Source organism: Natrinema soli (genome assembly GCF_028618695.1).
On sequence record NZ_JAQIVI010000635.1, the window covers coordinates 1 to 9,814 of the forward strand.

The 9,814-nt window shown below is 65.3% G+C and carries 13 protein-coding genes; 7 read left to right on the forward strand and 6 right to left on the reverse strand.

What is annotated here, in order from left to right; genetic code table 11:
- A partial coding sequence (locus PGX04_RS28680; protein WP_273741601.1) for an inorganic phosphate transporter occupies nt 1–594 on the reverse strand: 594 nt, incomplete at its 3' end.
- Between the two features lie 90 nt (nt 595–684).
- Nucleotides 685–1,407 carry a DUF5828 family protein gene (locus PGX04_RS28685; protein WP_273741602.1) on the reverse strand — a complete coding sequence of 241 codons (723 nt, stop codon included), beginning with the start codon at nt 1,405–1,407 and terminating at the stop codon, nt 685–687.
- Between the two features lie 201 nt (nt 1,408–1,608).
- Between PGX04_RS28685 and upp the strand changes: the two genes are divergently transcribed.
- On the forward strand, nt 1,609–2,286 hold the full coding sequence (gene upp, locus PGX04_RS28690) for a uracil phosphoribosyltransferase (RefSeq protein WP_273741603.1): 678 nt from the start codon (nt 1,609–1,611) through the stop codon (nt 2,284–2,286).
- Between the two features lie 87 nt (nt 2,287–2,373).
- Nucleotides 2,374–2,751, forward strand: coding sequence for a cupin domain-containing protein (locus tag PGX04_RS28695; RefSeq protein ID WP_273741604.1), 378 nt, complete (start codon nt 2,374–2,376; stop codon nt 2,749–2,751).
- A gap of 53 nt (nt 2,752–2,804) precedes the next feature.
- On the opposite strand, the gene PGX04_RS28700 is transcribed toward PGX04_RS28695, so the two are convergent.
- A complete protein-coding gene (locus PGX04_RS28700) occupies nt 2,805–3,005 on the reverse strand; it encodes a YgaP family membrane protein (RefSeq protein WP_273741605.1) in 201 nt (66 codons plus the stop codon).
- Nucleotides 3,006–3,197: 192 nt separating this feature from the next.
- Between PGX04_RS28700 and PGX04_RS28705 the strand changes: the two genes are divergently transcribed.
- Nucleotides 3,198–4,046: a hypothetical protein gene (locus PGX04_RS28705; RefSeq protein WP_273741606.1), complete on the forward strand. Its 849-nt coding sequence runs from the start codon at nt 3,198–3,200 to the stop codon at nt 4,044–4,046.
- Nucleotides 4,047–4,091: 45 nt separating this feature from the next.
- Here PGX04_RS28705 and PGX04_RS28710 read toward each other — a convergent pair whose 3' ends face one another.
- Nucleotides 4,092–4,706, reverse strand: a complete 615-nt coding sequence (locus PGX04_RS28710; protein ID WP_273741607.1) for an IMPACT family protein — start codon at nt 4,704–4,706, stop codon at nt 4,092–4,094.
- Nucleotides 4,707–4,869: 163 nt separating this feature from the next.
- Between PGX04_RS28710 and PGX04_RS28715 the strand changes: the two genes are divergently transcribed.
- The gene (locus PGX04_RS28715) at nt 4,870–5,286 is read left to right on the forward strand and encodes a DUF7522 family protein (RefSeq protein ID WP_273741608.1); all 417 of its coding nucleotides are present in this window, start codon (nt 4,870–4,872) and stop codon (nt 5,284–5,286) included.
- 91 nt (nt 5,287–5,377) lie between these two features.
- Here the strand turns inward: PGX04_RS28715 and trpY are convergent, their stop codons facing one another.
- On the reverse strand, nt 5,378–5,881 hold the full coding sequence (gene trpY / locus PGX04_RS28720) for a TrpY family transcription regulator (RefSeq protein WP_273741609.1): 504 nt from the start codon (nt 5,879–5,881) through the stop codon (nt 5,378–5,380).
- A 150-nt stretch (nt 5,882–6,031) separates the two neighbouring features.
- On the opposite strand from trpY, the gene PGX04_RS28725 reads away from it, so the two are divergent.
- Nucleotides 6,032–6,793, forward strand: coding sequence for a hypothetical protein (locus PGX04_RS28725; RefSeq protein WP_273741610.1), 762 nt, complete (start codon nt 6,032–6,034; stop codon nt 6,791–6,793).
- A gap of 89 nt (nt 6,794–6,882) precedes the next feature.
- Here PGX04_RS28725 and hisB read toward each other — a convergent pair whose 3' ends face one another.
- Entirely contained in the window at nt 6,883–7,470 is a 588-nt protein-coding gene (gene hisB / locus PGX04_RS28730; RefSeq protein WP_273741611.1) for an imidazoleglycerol-phosphate dehydratase HisB, read from the reverse strand.
- Between the two features lie 272 nt (nt 7,471–7,742).
- Between hisB and PGX04_RS28735 the strand changes: the two genes are divergently transcribed.
- A complete protein-coding gene (locus tag PGX04_RS28735) occupies nt 7,743–8,009 on the forward strand; it encodes a DUF8028 family protein (RefSeq protein WP_273741613.1) in 267 nt (88 codons plus the stop codon).
- 132 nt (nt 8,010–8,141) lie between these two features.
- Complete coding sequence (locus PGX04_RS28740) at nt 8,142–9,638, forward strand: TrkH family potassium uptake protein (protein WP_273741614.1); 1,497 nt, start codon at nt 8,142–8,144, stop codon at nt 9,636–9,638.
- The last annotated feature ends 176 nt before the right edge of the window (nt 9,639–9,814 follow it).

The following is a 9,814-nucleotide window of genomic DNA, read 5'->3' on the forward strand; positions in this document are numbered from 1 at the left end:
GATCGACGCTCCGCCGGCGCCCGGCGAGCCGAGGATCGCGAACTCGATGTTGGCGACGATCGCGCCGACGACGCCGGCCAGCACGATGATGAGGTACTCCTCGGCGACCACTTCGGCCCGGAGGGCTCGGGCGACCGCGTAGGCGATCCCGCCGCCGACGAACGGCGTCAGCACCCACAGCGTGGCGATCTCGGTGTACTTTGCCCATGCGGGATCGCCGCCCATGGCGAGTCCGGTCCCGATGACCGCCCCGGTGACGGTAAACGCGGTCGCGATCGGATACCCCGTGAAGATCCCGATCGCCACCAGCCCGGCCGCGATGAGCAGGGCGATCGTGGCGGCAAGCGACGACAGCGTCACGCCGCCGATCAGTCCGGTCCCGACTGCCTCGGAGACGTTCGCACCCTGCAGGACCGCACCGGCGAACCCGAGCAGTCCGACGAGAAAGCCGGCTCGCATCACCGAAATCGCGTTCGCGCCGACCGCCGGGGCGAACGGCGTCGAACCGCTCGAGCCGGCACCGATCGCCCAGGCCATAAACAGACTCGCGACCGCGGCCACGGCGAAGGTGCCGAACGTGGCGATATCGTCCATCTACTCGGCTCCTATTGGGTGCCCCTACAAGTGTGTGCCGACTGTCGGCCGGCAGTAGCGGCCGCTGGCAGCGCACGACGGTCGGCTCGCTCAGTTCGTCGTCGACCTCGAGTTGTCGTCCGGTTCGGGAGGCGGCTCCACGCCTTCGATGGCTTCGGCGGCGTCGGTATCCTTCTCGACTTCGACGTGCCAGCGGTCGACCTCGTCTTCGTACTCGGCGAGGCGGTCGGAGACCTCGTTTTTCAGGTCGTCGTCGTTGACGTTGACCTCGAAGACGAACTGCTCGCCGTTGCCGCCGTTGCGCGTCGACTGCTGGACGTTGGCGCTGACGAGTTCGTTGTCGAAGTAGTAGGGCGCGAGCTGGGTCATCACGTTCTGGTACACCGTGTCCTCGACCCGGCGCAGGGCCTTGCGGCTCGCGGAGTCGGCCGCCCGCGCGACGTAATCGATCGACTCCTTCCAGTTGTCCACCGCGGCCTCGGCGTCGTCCTCCTCGAGTTGCTCGTACGACTCCGAGAGTTTCTCGCCGGCGGTCTTGATGTCCTCGTCCGGTTCCTTGCCGGCTTTCTCTCCCTTGCCCTCCTCGACGCTGGCCTGATCGGCGGTCTTCTCGCTGACGTCCGTATCGAGGGTTTCGTGGGCCTTGGGGCGCCACTCGTCCCACTCATCGAACGCGTCGGCGTAACGCGCGTCGGCGTCCCGATCCGGATCGTGGACGCCGGCGTCTCGAAGCGCGCGCGTGATCCGCTCGCCGTGTTCGACGATGTCGCCCCAGTCACCGCGAACCTTGAACCCCGAGATGCTCTCTTCCATTCGGCTGGCCGACTGATAGCGTGCGGACAGGTATAAACTTCTCTGCCGTCACCCGCCTGTGCTGATGGAATCGATCGATCGGTTTGCGTTCGTACTGGGGTAACTCCCCTCTCATATCCGAGCGGTGTCTCGAGACGGCGCACTGGTCTCCGACCACGGCTGATCGATACTGTGAACTATCCGGCGAGTGGCTGTTGGGATATGACGATCGAAGACCGGGATAACGCCCATCTCATCACGCACGCACTGGCGAAGGATACCCTTTCGCGCATTCGCGACGTCGAGACCGAGCAGGTCAGCTTCCGCAAGGGGCTGGTCAAACTCGGCCGAATCTGTGGGTACGAGATCATCGACGGCCGGATGGAGACCGAGTACGTCGAGATCGAGACGCCCCTCGAGGCGACGATGGGGGAGCGCGTCCGCGGCCTCGACGACGTCGTGATCATCAACGTCCTGCGCGCCGCGACCCCGTTCGTCGAGGGACTGCTCAAGGCCTTCCCGCGAGCGCGACAGGGAGTCATCAGCGCGAGTCGGGACGAGGAAGCCGGCCGCGCCGAGGACGGCTCCTTCCCCATTACGGTCGACTACGTCAAACTGCCCGAGATCCACGAGGAGGACACGGTCATCATCGCCGACCCGATGCTCGCGACGGGAAGTACGATGTGTACCGTCCTCGAACACATCGTCGACAACGCGATCCGACCGGAGAACCTGATCGTCCTCTCGGCCGTGTCGGCACCGGAGGGCCTCCTTCGCGTCAACGATGAGTTCGACGAGGCCGACCTGCTGACGGTGTCGATCGACGACCGCCTCGACGAGGACGGGTTCATCGTCCCCGGCCTCGGCGACGCCGGCGACCGGGCGTTCCGGACGACCTGAGCGGCTCGTCCGAATCGGCTGTCACCGGGCGGACGCGAATCTGACGAGTGCCGACGGACTTTTGCAGATCGGCTCGAATCGAAGCGCATGGACTACAGCGTCGTCGATCCGGACGATCTCGAGCGCGTCGACGGTCGACCCTGTGATCTCCGCAGACTGAGCGAGGCGGCCGGACTGGACAACGTCGCGATCAACCGATTCGATGCGGAGCCGGGCGAACAGCTGCCGCTGGCCTACCACTACCACGAAACGCAGGAGGAGGCGTTCGTCGTCCTCTCGGGGACGCTCCACGTCGAGACCCCCGAGGGCGAACTCGAGGTCCCGGCGGGTTCGATGTTCGCAGCCGAACCCGAGGCACCGCATCGGGCCTACAACCCCGAAGACGCCGACAGCTCGGTCTCGGTCGTCGCCATCGGTGCTCCGCCGGTCGATGGCGACGCCGTGGCGTACGACCCTGACGAGTAAGCGGGTGCTAAACGTGCGTTCTCGAGCGGCCCGCGCCGTTCGCTGCACCGCAGTTACTCGGTCCCGCAGGTGTCGATCCCGAGCAACGCGTTCACCGGACAGCGCCGGATGATGGCAGTCGCGAGGAGGTCGCTTCCGGCGATGAACGCCAGCGCGCCGAGCGTCCGAGTTCGGTTTCGATAGCCGGCCACGAGGAGTATCGTTGCGAGGATGACGCGGCCGAGGCGGTCGAACCCACCCACGTTTCTGTCCATGGTTCGCCGGAGGAGCGAGACGCGGATATCGATGCTCCTTGCAACCCCTCCGTTTCCGGTCGAACATCCCCGCAGTCTGCGGGATATCCCGCAGTTCGATCCAGACGAACCGATCATCGATCGGAGGGCCACACTGCTACCAGACGCGCCAGTAACCATACTATTTTAACACGAACGAACGTAGGACCGTTCATGACTGGCGACCACGACACCGGAACGGCGAAAACGCGGTTTCGACTCGCGTTCGCCGGCTACGTCGGTACGCTCGTCGCCGGCCTCGCCGCGCTCGCCGTGGGGCTCACGGCACCGACTCGGATCGCCGTCCTCGGAACGGCCGCGATCAGTCTCCTGGGCGGCGCGCTCGTCGGTATCGCCCTCGCGAGACGGATCCGCGAACTCCCGGCACGCCTCGGTCGAAGCTGGCTTCGACGGGTTGCCCTTCCCTTCTCGGCGACACCGTTCGGCGTCGCCGTCGGTGCTACGCTACTCGGCTGGCTCGAGTTCCGTCTCGTCGTCGCGGCGCTTGGCGTCGCCGTGGCGATCACCGGTTACGCACTCATGCGGCTAGCGGAGACCTGCTACGTCGATTCGATCACCGACGACGAGTCCGTTGCGACGTGGCAGTGGGAGCCGCCGGGGACCCCGAAACTGGACGCGATCGTCCTCGCCATGTGGCTGCTACTGGGCGCGGCCAGCGCGACCACCGGTGACTGGCTGCCGTCGATCGTGTGGACGGGACTCGCGATCTTCTGGGTAGTCATCGGCCTCGCCGAGGGTCGGTGGCGGGTCGGATCGCTGGGTGATACACCTGCAATCTACGTCCACGAGGTCGGTCTCGTCAAGCGACGACCGTACACCCGCTCGCTCGTGCGATGGTCCGATATCTCGCACGTCCGACTCCGCGAGGACGAACTCGTCCTCGATCGGGGCTTCTTCGACGTGCGCTTCGAGCGCGACCAACTCGCCGACCTCGAGGACGCACGGTCGGAGATCGAACGCCACAGTCAGTCCCTCCGGAACGGGGCACCTGAACCGCCGTAACAGGGTCTCGAACGGTCGCTATCGGTGGCTATTTCGCGTTCAGAGTCACTCGAGGTCAGCCCGGTCGCTCGTCGCGCTCCGAATGCGATCCCGAAGTGCGTCGCCCTCGGTGAGCGGGACCCGAACGTCGAACCTGACGTCAGCCTCGTAGTCGGCCTCGAACTCGTAGCCCTCGCTCTCGAGGATCGAGCGAACGGTCCCGGAGTCGTCGTACGCGACGGTGATCGCCAGCTGCTCGTGCGGTCGTTCCTCCGCGATACCGGCGGCCTCGACGGCCTCCTTCACCGCGCGGGAGTACGCCCGGACGAGGCCGCCGACGCCGAGGTTCGTGCCGCCGTAGTAGCGCGTGACGACGACCACACAGTTCTCGAGCTCTCGCTGCGTGAGGACGTTCAGCGCCGGTTTGCCGGCCGAGCCGGAGGGCTCGCCGTCGTCGCTCGAGTACTCCCGAAGAAAGTGGCCGTCTGCGTCGTCGCCGTCTCGAACGCGATAGGCGGGCACGTTGTGGGTCGCGTCGGCGTATTCGTCTTCGACGGCGTCGACGAACGCTTCGGCGGCCGGGACGGAGTCGACCGGTCGGACGTGGCCGATGAATTCCGACCCCTGCACGACGAACTCGGCGGTGGCGGCGGCCGCGACGGTTCGGTACGCGCTGCTCACGATCGGCCACCCCATCGCTGTCGGGTCCCGACGCTGCTCATGACGGCGGTTCGTCGGCCGACGGAAAGAGACCGTCGGTCCCCTGTGCGCCGCGAACGGCGTCGTCCCGTTGGTTTCGCTCGGACCCTAGACGCTATTATTCTCGGGTGCCATGTGTGCACACATGGACGGCGATGCAATCGATCCCAAACTCGCGGACGAAATTCACAGCGTCTGCCGGACGACGGTCGGGGACGAACTACGGAGTATCACCTATTTCACCGAGGACGACGTCGAACAGTTGTACCTTCGGTCGGACCTCGAGCAGACCGCCGATCTGATCGGCTTTGCCGACCACGAGCGGCTGGGATTTCACTCGCAGTCGGCCTATCGGAACACGCAACTCGGCGAGTACGAGGCGACGATCCGCATGTTCGAGAACGGGTTTCTCTCGCGGGTGATCCGCGGCCCCCACGGCGTCTGGGTGACGACCGACGACATGTCGATCGACCGTTTCGAGGAACTGACGAGCGCGCTCGCGGCGGTACTCGACGAGTTCGCGGACGCCGTCGCCGCCGCTTCCGACGAGGCCGACGACTGAGACGGATCCCTGTAACGGGTTCCCGGCGAACTGCGACCGTCCTTCGGGTGCGCCGAAACCGACTGACAGCAGTCCGCCTGACCCGTGCGGGCTACTGCAGTTCGATCTTCCGGACGAACTCGAGATCGCGGATCTCGGTGATCACCTCGCCCGGGAGCGTTTCGTCGGTGATCAGGTAGAGTCTGGGCTCGTCGGTGAACTCGGGGTCCTCGCTGATGGTCTGGCGGATCGAGATGCCGTTGTCCGCGAGCGTTCCCGTGACCCGAGCGACGATTCCCTCCTGTTCGGCGTCGTCGACAGCGACCGACAGCACCGTCAGATCCAACACCGGCGCGAGGTCCATCAGGCTCGGCACCTGCGAGATGTTCTGGAAGATGCGCCGGAGTTCGGGATCATCGAGGATGACGTCGGTCGTCGAGTCGACGACCCGTCGGTCGACGCCGATTTCGCGAGCGATACCCGTGTTCGGAATCTCGATGCCGCCAGAGACGACTCGCCCGTCGTCGTTGACGGAGAAGCCCCGCTCGAGTAGCAGGCGGATGACGACCTGCTGACTCGGCGACCCCTCGAACTTCTCCATAATCTCGTCGAACATTCGTTGCCGGGTGTACGCACGCAGCAGTATAATGCCCGGTGATCGGTCTCGCGCCCTGTCGGCGTTTCGTCTCGATCGGCGAGAGCAATACGTTCGTGTGACTGTTCGTCTGACGGATGATTTTTCACGCTCTCCGTGATAGCTGACACTATGCGCGCACTCCGGAACTGTGACTTCTGTGCCGACGACGCCGTCGGCGCGTTCGAAATCGTCCCGCCCGAACTCGAGCCGACGGAGGCCGAACAGCGCCGTGTCGTCTGTTGTTCCGACTGCAGCGAGCGACTCGAGACGCTGCTCGAACCGCTGCTCGCCCGCGTCGGGGCCGAGACCGACGACGAGTCGACTGCTATCGGTTCGGGTATCGCTACCACCGATGACTCGAGGGCGACCCGATCTCGGACCGCCAGTTCGAATGCCACCGTCTCCGACGGGGCCGCCGACGCCAGCGACCATTCCGACGCCGGTGAAGCGGGGTCGGACGCTGCCGGGGACGATTCTGACAGCACCGAAGACGAGCCGAACACTGCCGCGAGTCGCGAGGGGGGAATCACGTTCGAGCGCGACGAGCGTCCGACCGACACCGAGACGGCGGAGGACGGCGAGACGGCGAACGAGGTCGAGACGACGACCGCGCCCGGTACCGCGACCGAAGTCGACGCTGACGACCGATCGGAGTCGGCCGTCGTCTCTAGCGACGAGGACTCGCCGTCCGCGTCGACCCGTCCACCGGAGACCTACCGCAAGGTCATTCGGCTCCTTCGGAACCGCGAGTTTCCTATGACGCGCAGCGCCGTCGAGGAGCTCGCCGCGGGGGCCTACGACCTCGAGCGCCACGAGGCCGAAGCGCTCGTCGATCACGCCGTCGAGAACGGCGAGTTCGTCGAAGAGCAGAAAACACTGCGCCGTCCGTAACAGACCGCAGCCCGGATACGGTCGCCCGGCATCGGCTCGAGGCACCGCTCGTCCCGAATACGTGCGATCGCTACAGCGCTGGTCGACGACTAGAGCGTTCCCTTCGTGCTGGGCGCGCCCTCTCGGCGGTCGTCGATCCGCGTCGCGTCGTCGAGCGTTCGGGCCAGCGCCTTGAACAGCGCCTCGACCTCGTGGTGGGCGTTCTCGCCGCTAACCTCGAGGTGGAGCGTCACGCCGGCGTTCATCGCCACCGATTCGCCGAAGTGCCGCGCCATGTCGCTCGTGAACTCGCCGATTTCCGCCTGGGAGAAGCTCCCGTCGAAGTAAAACCGCGGTCGACCGCTCACGTCGACGACGGCAGCCGCGACGGCCTCGTCCAGCGGTACCCGCCGGTCGGCGTACCGGACGATCCCCGATCGGTCGTCCAGCGCCTCGTCGAACGCCTCGCCGAGGACGATCGCCACGTCCTCGACCGTGTGGTGGTCGTCGATCTCGAGGTCGCCGTCGCACTCGACCTCGAGGTCGAACAGGCCGTGCTTGGCGAACGACGTCAGCATGTGGTCGAAGAAACCGATGCCGGTGTCGATCGCGGCCGTCCCGGTCCCGTCGATCGTGAGCGTGCACTCGATCGAGGTCTCGGCCGTCTCGCGCGTACGGGTCGCCGTTCGCTCGCTCATGACGAACTCATACCGCCCCCGGTACAAGGGAATTCCGCTCGTCCCCCCGCGGACCCCAGCCGCCGATCGGAGCGCGAACCCGACAATTCGAAGACAATCCCGGGAAAATATCTCAGAACGGATAGTAAAACGTCTAACGGTTTCTGACGGCGTCTGAAAACGATAGTATGAGTACAGTACGCCGGTAAAACGGGCCGAAACGGCGACAATATTCGTGCCGTTATATGACCGGGGAAGTGAATGTCGTAATCGAGAAGAGGTGTCCCGTCTCGATGTCCAATCCCTCCCCCGTTACAAACGAATCGATCGCTCCGTCGAACCCTGAGCCGGAGTCCCAGCACGAGCGAAACCGGCTGCTTCGCTCGATAAAAGGTCCCCTCCAGTTCCTCTCGTTCTGGATCGCTATCGCGCTCCCATTCGTGCATCTCCCCCTCCTCGCACAGGGACTCGGCGATCCGAACGTGACGCTGACGTTCGTCGTCCTGCTGACGGCCAACGTCTTCGCGCTCTACGTGGGTCACGGCTACAACCAGCACTGAGCGCTCGGTTCGCGGCCGGCAGTTGCGTCTCATGCGGCCGGCAGTCGCGTCTCACCCGTTTCGATTCCGCTCCGTCCCGCCAACACCGTTCCGAACTGTTATGCCTCCCGTCACCAACGTGGTCGGTACTAGATGTCGTTGCGCGTCGATTGGCGCTCGAGTTGTAGCCTCACCGGATCGATCCTGAAGTGGCTCGCCGTTCCGGTAGGCGGACCGCTCGCACTCGCGCTGGTGGACGGCGACGACCCGCTCCCGTTCGTCGTTACCCTGGCCGTCACCGTCGCCGTCGGCATCGTCCTCGAGGCGCTGACCGAGGACCGCGAGATCGGACAACGGGAGGCGTTCCTCATGGTCGCACTGACGTGGCTCGGCGTCGCGCTGGTCGCCGCGATTCCGTTCCTCGTGGCGGGCGACGGCGTGCTCGCGCGGCCGGTCAACGCCGTCTTCGAAAGCACGAGCGGCGTGACGACGACCGGCGCGACCGTGATCGCGGATTTCAGCGTCCACTCCCGGGCGATCATGCTCTGGCGGGCGATCCTCCAGTGGCTCGGCGGCCTCGGAATCCTGATCGTCGCGATCGGCCTCTTCTCGCATCTGCTCGTCGGCGGTGCCCAGCTGATGGAGACCGAATCCCAGACGCAGAACGTCCGCAAGCTCCATCCCCACCTCGACGAGACCGCTCGCCTCATCTGGGGACTGTACGTCGGGCTGACGGTCCTCACGACGGGCTTCCTCTTCGCACTCCACCTCGTCGGGCTCGCGCCCGAGATGACCCTCTACAACGCCGTTTCGCACGCTCTCACGAGCGTCTCCACGGCCGGCTTCTCGCCCCAGCCCGACAGCATCGGCGCGTTCTCGTCGGCGGTCCAGTGGACGTTGATCCCGGTGATGATCATCGGCGCGACTAACTTCGTGCTGCTCTATGCCATCACCCAGGGCGACTTCCGGCGGCCGCTCGAGTCCGCCGAGTTCCGCTTTTACGCCGGCATTCTCGCGTCGATCACGACGATCGTCGTCGTCATGCTCGTGCTCGACCCGGATCTCGTGATGGGACTCGAGCCGACGATCCGTCACGGACTCTTCAACGTGGTGTCGATGGTGACGACGACGGGTTACGCCTCGGTGAACTTCGATCTCTGGTCGCCCGGCGCGAAGCACATGCTGTTCCTCTGTATGTTCACCGGCGGGATGGCCGGTTCGACGACGTGTTCGATCAAGTCGCTTCGCTGGCTCGTGATTCTCAAGGCGTTTCGCCGAAACCTGTTTACCGCCGTTCATCCGGACGCCGTTCGACCGATTCGGCTCGACGAGACGGTGGTCGACGAGGAGACCATCGGGGACGTCTTCACGTACGTCATGCTCGCGCTCGTGATCTTCTTCCTGCTGACGGTCGTCATCGTCGTCGACGCCGCCCGAATCGGCTCCTCCGTCGACGAGTTCGACGCCCTGGGTGCGGCCGCCTCGATCTTCCTCAACATCGGGCCCGCGTTCGGCGTCGCCGGCCCGTTCAACAACTATCTGGCCTTCTCGCCGCTCACTCGCACCGTGATGATCGTCATGATGTGGATCGGCCGCATCGAGATCATCCCGGTGCTCGTTCTCTTGACGCCGGAGTTCTGGCGGTCCTAGTAAACTAAATTTTGCTCTGCGGGCCACCTTCGGCGGCCCTCGGCAAAATTTAGTATAAAAGCACTCCTCCCTCCCTTACAGATCGGTCGTCGGCCCGCTCGCTCGGCCTCCGGCCTCGCTCACGGTCGGTGACTGGGAGCGGCCTGCCCTCCCCCGAGTCGCACGGCTCTCGCGTT

Coding starts and splice junctions, on each gene's coding strand:
- PGX04_RS28685 (WP_273741602.1), bottom strand. CDS start 1,407: ATGGAAGAGAGCATCTCGGGGTTCAAGGTTCGCGGTGACTGGGGCGAC.
- upp (WP_273741603.1), top strand. CDS start 1,609: ATGACGATCGAAGACCGGGATAACGCCCATCTCATCACGCACGCACTG.
- PGX04_RS28695 (WP_273741604.1), top strand. CDS start 2,374: ATGGACTACAGCGTCGTCGATCCGGACGATCTCGAGCGCGTCGACGGT.
- PGX04_RS28700 (WP_273741605.1), bottom strand. CDS start 3,005: ATGGACAGAAACGTGGGTGGGTTCGACCGCCTCGGCCGCGTCATCCTC.
- PGX04_RS28705 (WP_273741606.1), top strand. CDS start 3,198: ATGACTGGCGACCACGACACCGGAACGGCGAAAACGCGGTTTCGACTC.
- PGX04_RS28715 (WP_273741608.1), top strand. CDS start 4,870: ATGGACGGCGATGCAATCGATCCCAAACTCGCGGACGAAATTCACAGC.
- trpY (WP_273741609.1), bottom strand. CDS start 5,881: ATGTTCGACGAGATTATGGAGAAGTTCGAGGGGTCGCCGAGTCAGCAG.
- PGX04_RS28725 (WP_273741610.1), top strand. CDS start 6,032: ATGCGCGCACTCCGGAACTGTGACTTCTGTGCCGACGACGCCGTCGGC.
- hisB (WP_273741611.1), bottom strand. CDS start 7,470: ATGAGCGAGCGAACGGCGACCCGTACGCGCGAGACGGCCGAGACCTCG.
- PGX04_RS28735 (WP_273741613.1), top strand. CDS start 7,743: ATGTCCAATCCCTCCCCCGTTACAAACGAATCGATCGCTCCGTCGAAC.
- PGX04_RS28740 (WP_273741614.1), top strand. CDS start 8,142: ATGTCGTTGCGCGTCGATTGGCGCTCGAGTTGTAGCCTCACCGGATCG.